This is a genomic window from Gemmobacter sp. 24YEA27 (genome assembly GCF_030052995.1).
Classification (GTDB): Bacteria; Pseudomonadota; Alphaproteobacteria; order Rhodobacterales; family Rhodobacteraceae; genus Pseudogemmobacter.
The window spans coordinates 1,540,001-1,556,165 of record NZ_JASJPW010000001.1 but is presented as its reverse complement, the minus strand read 5'-3'; the positions used below and the strand labels follow the sequence as shown (position 1 = coordinate 1,556,165).

Sequence of the window (16,165 nt, the reverse complement as noted above, 5' to 3'; positions counted from 1 at the left end):
GGGACAGCCCGCAGCATATGTCTCCGGGTCACGCGCAGCGCCCGGGGTTCGACCTTACCGCCTCACGCCGCGTGGCCTGTGCAGCAAGCGTCCATATCCGGTAATGCATCAGCCAGCCCTCGCAGCGGTTGTAGTTCTGGCCACCCGACGCCTCCGGGAACCCGATGGGCGCGAATGCGTTTCCAGAAAAGCCGCTTCTATCTGGTACATCCCCCCTGGGCGTTGCGGCACCAGACCAACAGGAGAGACGAATGGACAATGAAAGCATCGGCTGGATCGCAGCCATCATCATCGGTGGCCTTGCCGGCTGGATCGCATCGGGTTTCATGAAATCCGATACCGGGATTTTCGCGAATGTGCTGCTCGGCATCATCGGGGCGGCAATCGCAAGGTTCCTCTTTGGCCTGCTGGGCGTCTCTTTCGGAGGCTGGCTTGGCTATCTGGTTGCCGGCGCCGTGGGGGCCTGCATTCTGATCTGGGGCGCGCGCGCGGTCCGGCGCTGACAGGAAAAGGGCGGCCCGGATATGACCGGGCCGCCCTTTGCAGCATCACTTCTGTTTCTTGCCCGCCTCTTTCCCAGCCTCGTTCACGGCCATGACCGCAAGCGCGGTCAGACGCGCATTGGCGGCCTTTTCCTCATCGAGGACGGAACTGAGCAGGGTATGGGCCTCGTCATGGCCCAGCACCTTCGCCCATTCCCGCAACGTCCCGTAGCGGGCAATCTCGTAATGCTCGACGGCCTGGGCCGCACCGATCAGCGCCACATCCAGCGCATGGCCCTCGGCCTCTGCGATCAGACCGTCTGCCTCTTTCAACAGCCCGGCCATGGCATCGCATTTCTCGCCGGTGGCTTTTTGTCCGATGGATTTGAACACCTTGTCCAGCGTGGCGATATGGCCTTTCGTGTCGGACAGGTGATCGTCGAAGGCGCGCTTCAACTCGGCATTGTTCACCGCTTTTGAAACTTTCGGCAGCGCCTTGAGCAACGCATTCTCGGCCCAGTAGATATCCTGCAACGTATGTTCAAAGGCATCCTGAAGCGTTTTCATGGGGTCCTCCCTGTGTGAAGCCGCCCGCCCTGCCCGGGCGGACGGCGGCCGTTTCCAGGCGATCAGTGACGATGTTCCGGCAAGGCCTTCAGCTCGTCCTTGGTCCAGCGGGTCACTGCATGGACGGCATTGCTCTCGTCACGCATGAAATCGAGGTCACGCGCCGGAACAGCGACCGGCTTCGCACCGATCCCAAGGAAGCCGCCGACATCGACGATGACCTGCGCCCCGGCCCCCTGGCCATGCACTTCGGAAACATGGCCGATCTTCTCGTCGCCGGGGCCATAGATGGTAGCGCCGTTCAGCACGGCCTCGGTCAGTTCGGTGTCGTTCAGGCGGATATGTCTGGTATGGTCCATGGCATTCTCTCCTTTTACTCGAAAACACTCGTGCAAAAGAAACGTCTTCTCCGGGACAAGGTTCCGGGCAGTTCACCGGCATCGGCGGGTCTTTGCCACGGATGATCAGACATCCCGCAGTAAGCGTCCCCTGCTGGAACCTGTGTCGCCCGCAGACGTTCTGCCTGCATCTAGTGAGGAGTATGAATGTGCTTATCCGGTTGGGTTACGAGATCGAGATCGCCTGCGATCAGCCGACAGAGGTGATCGCGCTGCTGGATCCACATCCGGATTTCGCCGGGAGCATCATCAGAACCAGCGGGCTGCAGGTTTCGCCCGCCATCCCCAACCGGACCTATGCCGACCCCCATGGCAATTCCTGTTTGCGGCTGACAGCACCCGCAGGTGCCATGCGCCTGTCACGCGACAGCCTCGTCGAGGTGGACGACCGCCCGGACCAATGGGATGAGACGGCACGGGAATGCCCGCTCAGCGCCTTGCCAGACGAGGTGCTTGGTCATCTCCTGGCCAGCCGATACTGTGAGACCGATCTCATGATGGCACAGGCCTGGGAATTGTTCGGCCATGTGGCGCCGGGCTGGACGCGAGTGCGGGCAATCTTCGACCATGTGAACCGGCACCTCACCTTTGGCTATGAGCATGCGCGCGCCACCCGCACCGCCTCGGAGGCCTGGCAGGAGCGGGTCGGTGTCTGCCGTGATTTTGCGCATCTCGCGATCACGCTCTGCCGCTGCATGAATATCCCGGCACGCTACGCCAATGGCTATCTCGGCGATATCGGTGTGCCGGTCAATCCGGCGCCGATGGATTTCAATGCCTGGTGCGAGGTCTGGCTGGAGGACCGCTGGTTCACCCTCGACGCCCGCCATAACGAACCCCGCATCGGACGGGTGGTGATTGCGCGCGGCCGGGACGCGACCGATATCCCGCTGATCCATTCCTTCGGCCCGCATCTGCTGACCATGTTCAGGGTCTGGACCGAAGAAGTACAGGAACCGTAAGGCGGATAGCTCCCGGAGTTGCAGACGCCTTGCCCGGGTCCGTGCTGCTGCCGCCGTGCATGACATGGTGGCTGCGCAATGACTGCGCCCCCGCCCCGCGCCGCACGCATTCCGCCCAGACAGGCAAAAGCCCCCTGGCCTTTTAACGCCAGGGGGCTCAAACGGGTGACAGGGCCGGACCAGATACGTGACTGCTCCGGCACCGCCAGGCGTGAAAGCGTGCCATCACCCCCAATGGGAAAGGGGTACATCCGGATAACGGCGGAGATTTGCAAGAATGGCCATCGGATGCGGCCATTCTTTTTCGTCAGCGCGGGGTGGGCGCTCAGCTTTTGATTTTCGCACCGGCGGGATCATACCAGGGACCGAACTGGACCCGTGCCGGGTAGCGCTTCATTGCGACCTCGACCTCCCAGGAGCCTGTCTCAAGCCACTCCCTTTTGACGCCATCGGGATGCGACACATAGGCGAGGCCAAGCGAGGCGCCGACCCGGTGGCCATAGGCCCCGGACATCACCGATCCGACCAGTTCCCCGTCGCGTGTCACCGGCTCGTAATGGAAGAGCATCGGCGCGTCGGCACCGCCTTCCAGCTGAACCTGTACGAGGCGACGGCGTACGGTGCCTTCGGCCTTTTGCGCCAGCAGCGCGTCACGGCCAATGAAGCCGCCCTCTTTCTCCAGCGCCACAGCAAAGCCGAGACCGCCGTTATAGGGCGTGTCTTCCTCGCCGATGTCATGGCCCCAGTGCCGGTAGCCCTTTTCCATCCGGAGCGAGTTCAGCGCGAAATAGCCAGCGGGTTTCAGCCCGAGATCCCTGCCCGCCTCTGCCAGCACCTCCCAGACATGGCCTGCGAATTCCGCATCGATCAGCAGCTCGAACCCAAGTTCACCAACAAAGGTCAGACGGCTTGCGCGCACCCTGGCATAGCCAAGATCGATCTCGCGCGAGGTGCCGAAGGGGAAGCCTTCGTTCGAGAAGTCATCGGGCGAGAGCCGCATGAGCAGCTCGCGCGATTTCGGTCCCATCACCGCCAGCATCGGCGTGGCCGAGGTGATGTCGCTGATATGGACGCGTGCCCCTTCGGGCAGATTGCGGCGGAACCAGCTGATGTCGCGGCGCTGCGACACGGCCACCGTGATCACAAGGAACTCGGTTTCAGAGACGCGGATCACCGTTACATCGGCCTCGATCCCGCCCCGCGGGTTCAGCCATTGGGTATAGACGATCCTGCCGGTCTCGACATCGCAGTTTCCGGCGCAGATCCGGTTCAGCGCTGACAGCGCATCCGGCCCTTCGACACGGTATTTCACGAAGCAGCTATAGTCGAAGACCGAGACATTCTCGGCTGTGTTGCGGCATTCTGCGGCGACATTCTTAAACCAGCTGGGCTGGTGGTAGGAATAGTCGATCGTCGCGAGTTCCTCGGGCGTGCCGAAAAAGCCGGGCCGTTCCCATCCGGCGAGTTCGGTCATGAAGGCGCCGGCCTCCAGCATCCGGTCGTGGAAGGGCGAGCGCCGCACACCGCGCGCGGTTTCAAACTGTTTCCCGGGCCAGTGCATGTCGAAAAGTGTGCCGATGGTCTCGACCGAGCGGTCTTCGAGATATTTGCGGTTGCGCTGGAATTTCTGCGTCCTTCGCACATCGACATCGATCAGCTCGACCGGCGGATGGCCATCGGCGATCCAGGAGGCCATCGATTTCCCCACGCCCCCCGAGGACAGAATGCCGATCGAGTTGAAGCCGGTGGCCGAGAACAGACCGCTGATCTCGGCAGTCTCGCCAAGGTGATAGCGGTTATCGGGCGTAAAGGCTTCCGGGCCGTTGAAGAACAGCTGGATCCCGGTCTTTTGCAGCACCGGCACCCTATCCATCGCCATTTCAAGATAGGGAGAGATATGTTCGATATCTTCGGGGATCGCGTCGAAGCAGAAGCTTTCCGCGATACCTTTCTGACCCCAGGGTTTGGCGCCCGGCTCGAAAAAGCCGACCAGCAGTTTGCCCGCGTCTTCTTTGTAATAGCTCCACTCATCGGCCATGAACATGACCGGCAGATCGCGCTTGAGCTCGGGGATTGCCTCGGTCACGACATAGAAGTGCTCGGCCGCATGCAATGGCAGGGTGACACCGATATCTGCGGCCAGATCGCGCGACCACATACCGCCAGTGATCACCACCTTCGAGGCGGTGATCGGGCCGAATTCGGTCATCACGCCAGAGGCGCGGCCATTCTCATGCAGAATTCTGGTGACGGTGACCCCTTCAAGGATCTTCGCGCCACCCATCCTTGCGCCTTTGGCATAGGCCATGGTCACATCGGCGGGGTTCACCTGGCCGTCATCGGGGAACCAGAAGCCGCCTACCAGACCTTCGGTCGAGATCGGGTCCCAGCGTTCTTTGACCGCTTCGGGCGTCAGCGCCTCGACCGGCAGGCCGAAGTTGCGTCCCATCGAAGCGCCGCGCGCCAGCTCTTCATAGCGCGCCTGGGTTTTTGCCAGACGCAGCGACCCGTTGCGCTTGAAGCCGGTGGCCTGACCGGTTTCCTCTTCCAGCCGGCCAAAAAGCTCGCCGGTATATTGCGCCAGCTCGGTCATCCGCTGCGACGCGCGCAGCTGCGTTACCAGCCCGGCTGCATGCCAGGTGGTGCCGCAGGTCAGCTGTTTGCGTTCCAGCAGCACCACGTCGGTGATGCCGAGCTTCGTCAGGTGATAGGCGATTGAACAGCCGGCAATACCGCCGCCAATGATGACGACCTCTGCCTTCGATGGGATATGCATGCCAGGTCTCAGCGATTGGTGTGGATATAGTCGGCCATCAGCGAGAGCATCTCGAACATGACGACCATGGCGTTTTGCGCGGTGATCTTGTTCGGGTTGTCCTTGGTCGGGATCAGGCAGACCACGTCGCCACCGACCACATTCAGACCGCGCAGGCCCTGGAGCATACGGACGGCCTCGCCGATCCGGATACCGGGATAGCCCGGCTCCAGGTTCGAGGCCCCCGGCGCATCGCAGGGGTCGAGGCTGTCGAGATCGAAGGTGATGTAAACCGGGGTATCGCCGATCCGCTCACGCAGGATCTCGACCACGCCTTTCCAGCCGATCTCCTCAACCTCATCCATGCCGACGATCCGGTAGCCCAGCTCGTCCGAGGTGTTCAGCGAACCGGCGGTTCCGACATTCGCGCGGATGCCGATCTGGGTCGATTTGGAGGCGTCGACATGGCCTTCCTCGACCAGATAAGCGCCCCAATGCGCCGCCGAGCGCTTATTGCCCAGCCAGTGCGGCAGATGCATCAGCGTGTCGGTATGGCTGTCAAAATGCACCAAAGCCACTTTTTGGCCGTCGGTCAGCGAGGAATGCGCGCCGGCGCAGGCCTTGACCAGCGGTCCGGTGATCGAGTGATCGCCACCCATGGCGACAACGCGGGTGCCGGCTTTTTCGAACTGCGCGGCATAGGCTTCGATATGCTCAACCGAGACGTCATTGTTCATCGCTTCGGGCAGCGGCGTGTCACCGGCATCATTGATGGTGACAAGATCCCAGGGCGTGATCCCAAAGCGGCCATGGCTGCGGCGATAAAGGGCCGAGATATTCCTGACCGCGCGCGGCCCGAGATGCTGGTCACGCTCGGTCGAGCCATTGCCGGAACTGTGCGGCACGCCGATCAGGGCGATATCGGCCGCAGCAGGATCTTCGTTCCATTCGCAGCGGAAGAAGGTCGGGATACCATGCCAGTACCAGCGGCCCACGTCCTTTTTGGCCTGTTCGATGTCGAAATCAGCCATGTCGTTCTCCTTGAGGGTATTGGGCATTGCCGGGGGCGCGTGGCCCCTGCCAGTCAGCCTGGCGGTCAATGCGAGATCTGTGAGAGGAAGGCGCGCGCCCGGTCAGATTTCGGCGCAGCAAAGAACTCTTCGGGCGGCGCCACTTCGATGATGCGACCGGCATCCATGAAGACAACGCGGTCCGCGACCTTGCGGGCAAACGCCATTTCATGGGTGACGCAGATCATGGTCATGCCTTCGGCCGCCAGCTCGCCCATTACATCCAGCACTTCACCGACCATTTCCGGGTCAAGCGCCGATGTCGGTTCGTCAAACAGCATGACCTTGGGCTTCATGCACAGCGCGCGCGCGATGGCGACCCGCTGCTGCTGGCCGCCCGAGAGCTGGATCGGAAATTTCCAGGCCTGATCCAGGATATGGACCCGGGCGAGGTATTCCTCCGCCATCTTCCGCGCCTCGCGGTCGCTCACCCCGCTGGCGAGCTTTGGCGCGAGGATGCAGTTTTCCAGCACGGTGAGATGCGGGAAGAGATTGAAATTCTGGAACACCATGCCAGCCGTGCGCCGGACCTTCAGCACGTCTTTTGCAGCGCCCACCTCCAGCCCATCAACCCGGATTTCGCCGCTGTCATGCGGCTCAAGATGGTTCACACAACGGATCAGCGTGGACTTCCCCGAGCCCGAAGGACCGCAGATCACCACCTTCTCACCCTGGGCGATATCAAGGCTGACATCTTTCAGCGCATGGAAGGCGCCGTAGTTCTTATTGACGTTTTTCAGGCTGATCATTTCTTACCACCCCCTGCTGCGGCGGGTTTCGGCCAGCACGGCGGCCTCGGTGCGGCTTGACCAGCGGAAGCGGCGCTCGACCAGTTTCTGCAGACCCATCAGGCAATAGACCATGACCAGATACCAGGTCAGCGCCACAGCGTAATATTCCGAGAACTGGAAGGTCCGGGCGACATTGATCTGGGTGACGGTCATCAGCTCCTGGAGCGAGATGATCGAGGCCAGCGATGTCAGCTTCAGCAGCGTGATGAATTCGTTCATCGTCGGCGGCAGTGCCACCCGCAACGCCTGAGGCATCATGATATAGCGGTAGATATGCGACTTCTTCAGACCGATCGCCTGACCCGCCGCCATCTGCCCGTTATCCACTGCCGAAAGCGCAGATCGGTTGATCTCGACCTGATAGGCCGATTCATTCAGCGAAAGCGCAATCCATGCCGCAAGGAAAGGCGTGAACCATTCCTCACGAAAAATCGGGAAGATCTGCGGCAGCGCGTTCCAGACGAACAGCAACTGCAGCAGTGTCGGAACTGCCCGGAAAAACCCGACATAGGCCGTGATCAGTTTGCGCAGCAGTGAGGGTGGTCCGTTAAGGACCACCGCCAGGGGCAGCGCGATCAGGATCGCGGTCATATGCGCAGCGACCGTCAACCCGAGGGTCAGCAGCGCGCCGCGCAGGAAGGGCCATGAAAACAGGGCCTCCCAAAAGGTTGAAAGATCAAAACTCATGGTGGCCCTGTCAGTATATTACTCGCCGATGCCGTTAAGCTGCGAGGGCGAGAGGTTCCATTTTTCGACGATCTTCAGCAGCTCGCCATTCTCAACCAGAGCCTTCACCGCCTCGCCGGTTTTCGCCGTTTCGGCGTCATCCTTGCGCAGATAGACCGAGAAAGGCTCGAAAGCGGCGGCAGGCATGGTGAAGACGACATCGAACTTGCCGGGATCCTGAAGCTCGCGGAAGGCGATTTCAGTATCCTGAGTTACGACATAGGCGGCACGCCCGACCAGCAGCTGCTGGATCGCATCGCTTTGTTTGGGATATTGCTGGATTTTGGTCGGAGCATGGCCCGCAGCTTCCAGCTCGGCATTCAGACTTTCCATCCGGCCGGGATATGAGGTGCCGGATTGCACCGCGACGGTTTTGCCCGCCAGCTCGGCGATATCAGAGACGACCGGCGCCCCCTTACCGGCGATCAGCACGGTGGATGTGTCAAGATAGGGGACGGCATTGAAGGTCTTCAGCCGATCTTCGCGCAGCACAGTGCCGGAAATCACCGCGTCGCAGCGCCCGGCCTCGAGGCTGGGCAAGAGGCCCGCGAAATCCATGCTGACAAAGCTGGCGTCAACGCCCCAATGCGCAGCCAGCGCACGCGCGACATCAATATCAACGCCGCTCGGCTCTTTGTCGGCGGCGTCCGCCATGTATTCCATTGGCGGGAATGTCGGGTCAACGCAGACCGAGAAGCCGTCGGCGGCAAAATCCGGCACGGTCTGGGCGGCAAGGGGCGAAGCGGCGGCGACAATCACCGCTGCCAGGGTCGCTTTGCCCGGAATCATACATCTGCTTTGGCGGGTATTCATGAAATTGCTCCCTGTATTGTTTTTACAGAACGTGAAGCTGTTCGGCGATCTCGTCAATAACAATTTCGCAAATACCGAACTTTGTTCTCCATGAGCGTAACAAAAACGGTCAGGTCGGGGGCGGCGTCATGATGAATACCGCAATCGTGGGCAGCGAAGACGAGGGGTTTCGAAAGCTGTGCAGGCGCCGGGGATCGAAGCTCATCGAATCTCCGGGGTGAAGAATCGTCTCCTCACCCTCGATATTCAGGGCAAGATCACCACTTATGACCAGAACCAGCTCTTCCTCGGAACGCAGCGCATAGAGCTGATCACCTGCGGTTCCCCCGGCGCGATTTCCGACCAGATCGCTTGCATCTTTACCCCGTGGCTGGGGGTGAGAAGGTGATCGGACACACCGATGCCGCCAAACTTGATCGGCTGGCGCGCCTCGGCCCGCACCAGGACATTCGGCGAGGGGGCAAAAAGATCGCCCACCGGCAGGCTCAGCGCATCACAAAGGCTGACAAGCGATGCAACAGAGGGCGAAGTCTTGTCGCGTTCGATGTCGCTGAGAAACCCTTTGGCGAGACCGGTCTTTTGCGAAACGTCGTTCAGGGTGAGATCCAGCGCCCGTCGGCGGGCGCGCAGGATTGCGCCGAACTGATGTCCATCCCGCCGGGCAGAGCTCTCCGTATCGTCCGATTCGGGTTCTTCTCGCACAATGGGATCTCTGGCCATAGGGGAGACGCTCCTTGGGAATTTCGCTGGCAACGAACAGGTTTCGACCCAAATTCCCGCAACTGCAAGCCCTGCCGGTCAGGAAATCGACGGGGACCCGAACCCGAAAGGCGCAAGGACCATCGGAGATGCCGCACTGAGGGGCATATCAGGCATGGGCTTGGAAGGGTGGCAAACCCGCATGACGCCCATCAGGGCTGGACGTCCTGTCGACCGTCCGCAATGACGCTTCGTAAGCGATGTCCCGCTCACACGGTGGCGGCGTAGTTCCGCGGGAGCAGGTCCTGGATCTGGCTTTGTTTGTGGCCTTTGACGATGTCGGTGAGGGTGGTTGTCAGCCAGGCATGGGGATCGACGCCGTTCATTTTGCAGGTCTCAATGAGTGAGGCGATGACGGCCCAGTTTTCGGCGCCGGCGTCGTGACCAGCGAAGAGGGCTTTCTTTCTGTTCAGGGCGATGGGACGAATGGTGCGCTCGACGGTGTTGCTGTCCAGCTCGACACGTCCATCGGTCAGGAAGCGACCGAGACCGCCGTGGTATTTGGCGATATAGGCCAACGCCTCGCCCAAGGGTGACTTTGCCGACGCGCGGGCGCGGTGGTGGCTTAGCCAGGCGTCGATACGGGCGAGGATCGGGGCGGAACGTTCGAGCCGGGCGGCAAGTCGGGTTGCGGGGTCGTTTCCGCGGATATCGGCCTCGTTGGCATAGAGATCGCGGATGAGGGTCACGCCTTCCTCGGCAATCGGCGCTGAACCGTTGCGGGTTATCTCGATCAGCTTGCGGCGGACATGGGCCCAGCAATGGGCCAACTGGATACCTGGGCCGATCCGGTCTGGCGCAATCAGCCGATTGTATCCTGCATAACCATCGACCTGCAGGATGCCCCCAAAGCCCTGCAATATCCGTTCGGCATGTTGCCCACCCCGACCGGGCGCATAGGTGAAGGCCACGGCCGGTGGCGCCGCGCCGCTCCAGGGGCGGTCATCGCGGGCAAGCGCCCAGAAGTATCCGGTCCTGGTCTTTCTGGCCCTGACCTGCCCCCGGATCGAGGACCGGGGCGCGGGTCTCATCCATGAACAGCTTGGTGGACCGTTTCAGATTGGCCATCAGCGCGTCATGCACAGGGCGGAGTTCAAAGGCGGCACGGCCAACTGCTCTGCCCCCTGGAAACTGGACCGTCTTAAGCTGGAGTTTTCGGCTAGTTTTCCCTGGCTGGGAGAGGAGCTGAAGACGATGAAGGCATCGAAGTTCACGGAAGCGCAGAAGGCGTTCATTCTGAAGCAGGGCGAGGAAGGCACGCCTGTTGCCGAGATCTGCCGCAAGGCGGGGATCAGCCAGGCCACATACTTCAACTGGAAGAAGCGTTATGGCGGGTTGCTTCCCGATGAGATGCGGCGGTTGAAGGCGCTTGAGGACGAGAATGCACGGCTGAAGAAGATCGTGGCGGACCTGACGCTCGACCGCGAGATGCTGCAGGACGTCATCCGCCGAAAGCTCTGAGGCCTGTCCGGACGCGCAAGCTTGTTGACGGGCTTCTGGTTGACTGGGATGTCTCGATCCGACGGGCCTGCCAGGCGCAGCGGTTCGACACTTCGAGCTACCATTACAAATCCCGTCGCACCGGGCAGGCTGGCCTCGAACTGCGGATCCGCGAGATCTGCGAAACGCGTGTGCGCTATGGCTACCGGCGCATCCATGTGCTGCTGCGGCGGGAGGGCTGGCAGGTGAACATCAAGAAGACACGCAGGATTTACAATGAGTTGGGCCTGCAGCTGCGCAACAGGCATCCGAAGCGCCGGGTGAAGGCGAGGCTGCGCGAGGACCGACAGGAGGCCTCCGGACCGAACGAGGTCTGGGCGATGGATTTTGTCCATGACCAGCTCGCCCTGGGCAAGAAACTGCGGATCCTGACCATCGTGGATATCCATTCGCGTTATTGCCCGGCGACGGATCCCCGATTTGCTTACCGGGGCGAGGATGTGGTTCAGACGCTCGAACGGGTCTGTCGGCAGATCGGCTACCCGCAGACGATCAGGGTCGATAACGGCAGCGAGTTTATCTCCCGCGACCTGGATCTGTGGGCCTATGCCAATGGTGTCACATTGGACTTCTCCCGACCGGGGAAACCCACCGACAATGGCTTCATTGAGGCGTTCAACAGCAAGCTGCGGGCGGAGTGCCTGAACGCCCACTGGTTCATGGACCTTGCGGATGCGCGCGAAAAGTTGGAGGCTTGGCGCAGAGACTACAACGAGGTCAGGCCTCACAGTGCGATCGGTTACAACGTGCCGATCAACCTGCATATTCCCGGTGGCGCAGCCAGCCCGCCTCCGTGATCAGAGCCGCGAAACTCCAGATCGCGGCGGTCCTAACCAGGGGAGCAGAGCACAAACCCGCAGACTCTCGTGATGAACGAGGGACCCAAAGGGCGCAGGTCACCGGTTGTGAAGGCGGTCGCCAGCCATACGGTGCCCGTTTAAGTGCAGGCGCCGGCTGCAGCGAAGGAGCCGATAAAATTAAGCGCCTGATGGCTCGCTTTTCTCAATCGCTCGCTCATGGTCTCATCGGGTAAGACAAGTGCGATAGCTTTCATTTCGGCAAGATTACCCGAGATGACTGACGTCGTCGATGCTGCAACCCGTCGCCGGATGACGTCTGGAAACAGAGGCAAAAATACCACGCCTGAATCAGCTGTGCGATCAGGTCTTCACGCGCTCTGCTTCCGTTCCTGGCTGCATCCGAGAAATATCTGGCAAGCCCGATCTATGGGTTCCAGGATATCGCGGCGCAGATTCTATTCATGGTTGTTTCTGGCACGGGCACGACTGCTCTCTTTTCAGGTAGCCAGCGGCCAGGCAGGATCTCAGGGAAGTCAAAATTGCCACGAATTGGGCAGGAGATGCACGTGTCAGTGTTTTGCTGTCCGAGGCTGGTATACGTTGTCTGGCGATCTGGGAGTGCGTGTTTCGGGGCCGGGGCGTATTGGACTTGAAGAGACACTTGTGCGGACGGCTGCGTGGCGCCGCGGAGAAGAGGTCAGATGCGAGATCAGGGGGCGCAGCAGATGATGGACCTGGGAGACTGGCTCAACGAATACAGTGGGCCGAATTACACATGGTACGTCAAGCGATTGAGCGGCAACGACACGCTTGCCAACAAAACGCACCAGGCCGGTCCCTATATTCCGAAAAACTTACTGTTCGAGGTCTTGCCCGCTCTCGGTCGGGTTGACGTCGAAAATCCGACCGCCTGGTTCGACGTCTACATCGACAGCCACGCTGACTACCGCCAGATCCGCGCATTCTACTACAATTCAAAACGGTATAAGCAGCAGAGGAACGGGCGCGACGAAACCCGGCTTACGAATTGGGGCGGCTCCGATTCTGCACTGCTCGACCCCGAAAACACCGGCGCGCTGACCATCTTCGCTTTTGCCCTTGGCCAGGATCTGGGACCAAAGTGCCACGTCTGGCTATGCCGACATGAAGCTGAGGAAGATCTGGTCGAGGATCGCATCGGTCCCGTCGAGCCTGGCAAGTCGTTCATCCAACCGGTAGGCGGCGTGATCCAGCCTGACCTTTTCACGACAACTGCGACAGTCCGTGCCAGTTGCTGGCTGACGCCAGCCGAGATTCCTGCTGCATGGCTTTCGAAATTCCCTGGCGGAACCGAGATCATCGCTAAGGCGGCCGGGCTTCAGTCCCATGGCAGCCTGATGCCCGATCTGCGCCTCATGAAACGGCGTGCCTGTGAGTATGAAATATTCCGTAGCGTTGAGGAAGCTGTTGAGCTGCCGTTTATCAAAAAGGGCTTCACGGATATTGACGGGTTCATCTCCCGCGCGCAGACCATTCTCCAGCGCCGGAAGTCGCGCGCCGGGCGGTCACTCGAACTCCATGCCCGTGAGATCTTTTTAGAAGAGAAGCTCGTTGAGGGGACCGACTTCTCGCACCAGCCCGAATCTGAACCGGGGAAATCACCAGATTTTCTGTTCCCGTCAGAAGCAGCCTACAAAGATACGCATTTTCCGACAGAGAAGCTGCGGATGCTGGCGGTGAAGACGACGATGAAAGACCGTTGGCGCCAGATTCTGAATGAAGCCAATCGTGTGGAACACAAGCACCTGCTGACATTGCAGGAAGGGATCTCGGAAACCCAGTTCAAAGAGATGCTTGACGCAAAGGTTACGCTTGTCGTTCCCAGACCCATAATCGAGAAGTTCCCCGGATCAGTTCAACCGCACCTGCAAACTCTGGACTCGTTCATCGGCGAGATGCGTCTGCTGAGGGCGTGATGGCAGCAGATTTCGAAAAGCACCGAAAATTCGGAAACTGGGTTCTGTCGGTCATTCGCATGCCAATATGCGTAGTGCATGCGGCAGATAAGTGAATAGCCCCATGTTTTGTGGACGCCTTCTTTGCTAGGTCGTGTTGACAAAAGGGATTCCGCTGGCATTCGTCCTATGATTCAAGCTCATCTCTACGTGGGAGATGAGCTTGGCACGCAACCTGATATCCGACGATGAGTGGACCTTCTTCGAGGGCTTCATTCGTGCCGCCCGGCACTCTAACGGGCGGAAACCTGCGGACCATCGTCTTGTTCTCGATGGAATTTCCTGGATCACAAGGACTGGTGCGCCATGGCGTGATCTGCCCAAAGAGTTTGGCAAGTGGTCCTCGGTCTACCGTCAGTTCCGCCGGTGGACTTTGGCGGGATTGTGGGAGGATATCCTGGATGCGCTGAACCACGCTGGGATCGCGCCAGACAAGCTCCAGATGGTCGACAGCACTGTGATCCGCGCTCATCATCATGCGGCGGGCGCAAAAGGGGGACTGCTGACAAGAGGCTCCTGGCCGTTCGAGAGCGTCCGGTGGGAAAACGATCCACTGGATCGTTTTCTGGACCACCTTCCACTTCTCGACCAAGATCCATCTCCGCGTCAACGGCGCAGGCCTCCCGAAGAGGACCGAGATCACGCGGGGGCAGGATTCCGACTACACCGGCTATGATCTGGTGATGGCCGACAACCTGCCGCAGCCAGCAGTTCTGGTCGCCGACAGGGGCTATGACTCTGATAAAATTCGGGAAGACATCGAGAGCCGCAACGCCCTGCCCATGATACCGATGCGAAAGAACCGAAGGGTGCGCAAGGCTGTCGACATGACCATCTATACCCTGCGCAACATGGTCGAGCGCTGCTTCAACAACCTGAAAAACAGCCGCCGCCTTGCAACCCGCTACGACAAAACCGCCGAAAGCTTCCTGGGCTTCGTCGACGTCGCCTGCATCAGGCTCTGGCTCCGCCATTTGTCAACATGACCTAGCAAAGCTTCCTTCGAATGTCATTCGGTTAAGCACATCCCCATAAAGATCGGTTAAGCGGTGGCGCTCAGCAGCAACAGGACCTCAACTGAGAGTCGATATCCATCAGAGCAGAGCATCAGCCGACACATTGCCGGTTTCGCGCGGCTTCAGCGCCATCAACGACTGGCCTCACGTCAATGTGACCTCCGCCGATTTCCCGCTACGGTTTCCGCGCAAGTGCTTCCGATATGCTTCCGGGATGTTTTGGGCTCAAATGCAAAAGACCTCCCGAAGGAGGCCTAATACACTGATATCTATCAGTAATTCTGGTTGCGGGGACAGGATTTGAACCTGTGACCTTCAGGTTATGAGCCTGACGAGCTACCTGGCTGCTCCACCCCGCGGCCGTTATCCCCTCGGGGTTAGTATGAGGGGATTTGTATCGTATTGGAGAGAGAAGTCTCTGATCAGGTTTGGCGGTTACCTACTCTCCCACGTCTTGAGACGCAGTACCATTGGCGTAGAGGCCCTTAACGGCCGAGTTCGGGATGGGATCGGGTGTTTAGCCACCACTATGACCACCAAACCGGAACAGAGACTTGCGGATTTGATCCGCGAACATCGATGTATTGTTCAGGTCTGTACGACTTTTGGTGCTTGTATATGGCTGTCTGTCGGTTAGCGAAGGTTTATGCCTTGCTTTTACCGGATCAAATCAAGCCAATCGGGCAATTAGTACCAGTCAGCTGAATGCGTTACCGCACTTACACCTCTGGCCTATCGACGTGGTGGTCTACCACGGCCCTCAAGGGAGGCCTAGTTTTGAAGGGGGCTTCACGCTTAGATGCCTTCAGCGTTTATCCTGTCCGAACATAGCTACCCTGCACTACCGTTGGCACGATAACAGGTCCACCAGTGGTTCGTTCAACCCGGTCCTCTCGTACTAGGGTCAACTCTTCTCAAGCCTCCTGCACCCACGGCAGATAGGGACCGAACTGTCTCACGACGTTCTAAACCCAGCTCACGTACCTCTTTAAACGGCGAACAGCCGTACCCTTGGGACCTGCTCCGGCCCCAGGATGAGATGAGCCGACATCGAGGTGCCAAACGATGCCGTCGATATGGACTCTTGGGCATCATCAGCCTGTTATCCCCAGAGTACCTTTTATCCGTTGAGCGATGGCCCTCCCACTTGGGACCACCGGATCACTATGGCCGACTTTCGTCTCTGCTCGACTTGTCAGTCTCGCAGTCAGGCTGGCTTCTGCCATTGCACTCAACGACCGATTTCCGACCGGTCTGAGCCAACCTTCGCGCGCCTCCGTTACGATTTGGGAGGCGACCGCCCCAGTCAAACTCCCCACCATGCAGGGTCCCGGATCCGGATAACGGACCGCGGTTAGACATCAAGAAGGCGAAGGGTGGTATCTCAAGGATGGCTCCACTCAGACTGGCGTCCAAGTTTCAATGCCTACCACCTATCCTGCACATCACATTCCTGATGCCAATGCAAAGCTAGAGTAAAGGTTCATGGGGTCTTTCCGTCTAACCGCGGGTAGTGTGCATCTTGACACACA

14 protein-coding genes, 1 tRNA gene, 2 rRNA genes and 1 pseudogene (1 of these 18 only partly in view) are annotated in these 16,165 nt (G+C 59.8%); 5 read left to right on the top strand and 13 right to left on the bottom strand.

What is annotated here, in order from left to right; all coding sequences use genetic code 11:
- Nucleotides 1-251: 251 nt before the first annotated feature.
- Nucleotides 252-503: a GlsB/YeaQ/YmgE family stress response membrane protein gene (locus tag QNO18_RS07780; RefSeq protein ID WP_283177214.1), complete on the top strand. Its 252-nt coding sequence runs from the start codon at nucleotides 252-254 to the stop codon at nucleotides 501-503.
- A gap of 45 nt (nucleotides 504-548) precedes the next feature.
- Here the strand turns inward: QNO18_RS07780 and QNO18_RS07775 are convergent, their stop codons facing one another.
- Nucleotides 549-1,049: a ferritin-like domain-containing protein gene (locus tag QNO18_RS07775; RefSeq protein WP_283177213.1), complete on the bottom strand. Its 501-nt coding sequence runs from the start codon at nucleotides 1,047-1,049 to the stop codon at nucleotides 549-551.
- Between the two features lie 62 nt (nucleotides 1,050-1,111).
- Complete coding sequence (locus QNO18_RS07770) at nucleotides 1,112-1,408, bottom strand: PRC-barrel domain-containing protein (protein WP_283177212.1); 297 nt, start codon at nucleotides 1,406-1,408, stop codon at nucleotides 1,112-1,114.
- 188 nt (nucleotides 1,409-1,596) lie between these two features.
- Between QNO18_RS07770 and QNO18_RS07765 the strand changes: the two genes are divergently transcribed.
- Nucleotides 1,597-2,409, top strand: coding sequence for a transglutaminase family protein (locus QNO18_RS07765; protein ID WP_283177211.1), 813 nt, complete (start codon nucleotides 1,597-1,599; stop codon nucleotides 2,407-2,409).
- A 325-nt stretch (nucleotides 2,410-2,734) separates the two neighbouring features.
- Here QNO18_RS07765 and QNO18_RS07760 read toward each other — a convergent pair whose 3' ends face one another.
- The 8 genes and pseudogenes from QNO18_RS07760 to QNO18_RS07725 all read right to left on the bottom strand — a co-directional run.
- Entirely contained in the window at nucleotides 2,735-5,185 is a 2,451-nt protein-coding gene (locus QNO18_RS07760; RefSeq protein WP_283177210.1) for an FAD-dependent oxidoreductase, read from the bottom strand.
- A gap of 8 nt (nucleotides 5,186-5,193) precedes the next feature.
- A complete protein-coding gene (locus QNO18_RS07755) occupies nucleotides 5,194-6,195 on the bottom strand; it encodes an arginase family protein (RefSeq protein WP_283177209.1) in 1,002 nt (333 codons plus the stop codon).
- Between the two features lie 65 nt (nucleotides 6,196-6,260).
- Nucleotides 6,261-6,983 (bottom strand): amino acid ABC transporter ATP-binding protein, encoded by a 723-nt coding sequence (locus QNO18_RS07750; protein ID WP_283177208.1) that lies wholly within the window; start codon nucleotides 6,981-6,983, stop codon nucleotides 6,261-6,263.
- Between the two features lie 3 nt (nucleotides 6,984-6,986).
- On the bottom strand, nucleotides 6,987-7,712 hold the full coding sequence (locus QNO18_RS07745) for an amino acid ABC transporter permease (RefSeq protein ID WP_283177207.1): 726 nt from the start codon (nucleotides 7,710-7,712) through the stop codon (nucleotides 6,987-6,989).
- Nucleotides 7,713-7,730: 18 nt separating this feature from the next.
- A complete protein-coding gene (locus tag QNO18_RS07740) occupies nucleotides 7,731-8,564 on the bottom strand; it encodes a transporter substrate-binding domain-containing protein (protein ID WP_283177206.1) in 834 nt (277 codons plus the stop codon).
- A 109-nt stretch (nucleotides 8,565-8,673) separates the two neighbouring features.
- Complete coding sequence (locus QNO18_RS07735) at nucleotides 8,674-8,808, bottom strand: cupin domain-containing protein (protein WP_283178760.1); 135 nt, start codon at nucleotides 8,806-8,808, stop codon at nucleotides 8,674-8,676.
- A gap of 20 nt (nucleotides 8,809-8,828) precedes the next feature.
- Complete coding sequence (locus QNO18_RS07730; RefSeq protein ID WP_283177205.1) at nucleotides 8,829-9,284, bottom strand: helix-turn-helix transcriptional regulator; 456 nt, start codon at nucleotides 9,282-9,284, stop codon at nucleotides 8,829-8,831.
- A 248-nt stretch (nucleotides 9,285-9,532) separates the two neighbouring features.
- Nucleotides 9,533-10,436 (bottom strand): annotated as a pseudogene (locus tag QNO18_RS07725) (IS66 family transposase); the annotation flags it as partial.
- A gap of 81 nt (nucleotides 10,437-10,517) precedes the next feature.
- Here QNO18_RS07725 and QNO18_RS07720 point away from each other — a divergent pair.
- The 3 genes from QNO18_RS07720 to QNO18_RS07710 all read left to right on the top strand — a co-directional run bounded on the left by QNO18_RS07720 (nucleotide 10,518) and on the right by QNO18_RS07710 (nucleotide 14,603).
- A protein-coding gene (locus QNO18_RS07720; RefSeq protein WP_283178759.1) for an IS3 family transposase occupies nucleotides 10,518-11,620 on the top strand; the annotation gives its coding sequence in 2 pieces (ribosomal slippage) (nucleotides 10,518-10,779 and nucleotides 10,779-11,620; 1,104 coding nt in all).
- Between the two features lie 704 nt (nucleotides 11,621-12,324).
- Nucleotides 12,325-13,578 carry a type II restriction endonuclease gene (locus QNO18_RS07715; protein ID WP_283177204.1) on the top strand — a complete coding sequence of 418 codons (1,254 nt, stop codon included), beginning with the start codon at nucleotides 12,325-12,327 and terminating at the stop codon, nucleotides 13,576-13,578.
- Between the two features lie 196 nt (nucleotides 13,579-13,774).
- A protein-coding gene (locus QNO18_RS07710) for an IS5 family transposase (RefSeq protein WP_283177203.1) occupies nucleotides 13,775-14,603 on the top strand; the annotation gives its coding sequence in 2 pieces (ribosomal slippage) (nucleotides 13,775-14,122 and nucleotides 14,124-14,603; 828 coding nt in all).
- A 312-nt stretch (nucleotides 14,604-14,915) separates the two neighbouring features.
- Here QNO18_RS07710 and QNO18_RS07705 read toward each other — a convergent pair.
- The 3 genes from QNO18_RS07705 to QNO18_RS07695 form a co-directional block, all read right to left on the bottom strand.
- A tRNA-Met gene (locus QNO18_RS07705) sits at nucleotides 14,916-14,992 on the bottom strand.
- A gap of 67 nt (nucleotides 14,993-15,059) precedes the next feature.
- A 5S ribosomal RNA gene (gene rrf, locus QNO18_RS07700) occupies nucleotides 15,060-15,174 on the bottom strand.
- Nucleotides 15,175-15,299: 125 nt separating this feature from the next.
- Nucleotides 15,300-16,165, bottom strand: a 23S ribosomal RNA gene (locus tag QNO18_RS07695) (it continues 2,043 nt past the right edge of the window).

Excerpts from the sequence above, each read along its gene's own strand:
- QNO18_RS07760 (WP_283177210.1), bottom strand. The coding sequence starts at position 5,185 with ATGCATATCCCATCGAAGGCAGAGGTCGTCATCATTGGCGGCGGTATT.
- QNO18_RS07740 (WP_283177206.1), bottom strand. The coding sequence starts at position 8,564 with ATGAATACCCGCCAAAGCAGATGTATGATTCCGGGCAAAGCGACCCTG.
- QNO18_RS07750 (WP_283177208.1), bottom strand. The coding sequence starts at position 6,983 with ATGATCAGCCTGAAAAACGTCAATAAGAACTACGGCGCCTTCCATGCG.
- QNO18_RS07755 (WP_283177209.1), bottom strand. The coding sequence starts at position 6,195 with ATGGCTGATTTCGACATCGAACAGGCCAAAAAGGACGTGGGCCGCTGG.
- QNO18_RS07745 (WP_283177207.1), bottom strand. The coding sequence starts at position 7,712 with ATGAGTTTTGATCTTTCAACCTTTTGGGAGGCCCTGTTTTCATGGCCC.
- QNO18_RS07775 (WP_283177213.1), bottom strand. The coding sequence starts at position 1,049 with ATGAAAACGCTTCAGGATGCCTTTGAACATACGTTGCAGGATATCTAC.
- QNO18_RS07780 (WP_283177214.1), top strand. The coding sequence starts at position 252 with ATGGACAATGAAAGCATCGGCTGGATCGCAGCCATCATCATCGGTGGC.
- QNO18_RS07715 (WP_283177204.1), top strand. The coding sequence starts at position 12,325 with ATGCGAGATCAGGGGGCGCAGCAGATGATGGACCTGGGAGACTGGCTC.
- QNO18_RS07730 (WP_283177205.1), bottom strand. The coding sequence starts at position 9,284 with ATGGCCAGAGATCCCATTGTGCGAGAAGAACCCGAATCGGACGATACG.
- QNO18_RS07770 (WP_283177212.1), bottom strand. The coding sequence starts at position 1,408 with ATGGACCATACCAGACATATCCGCCTGAACGACACCGAACTGACCGAG.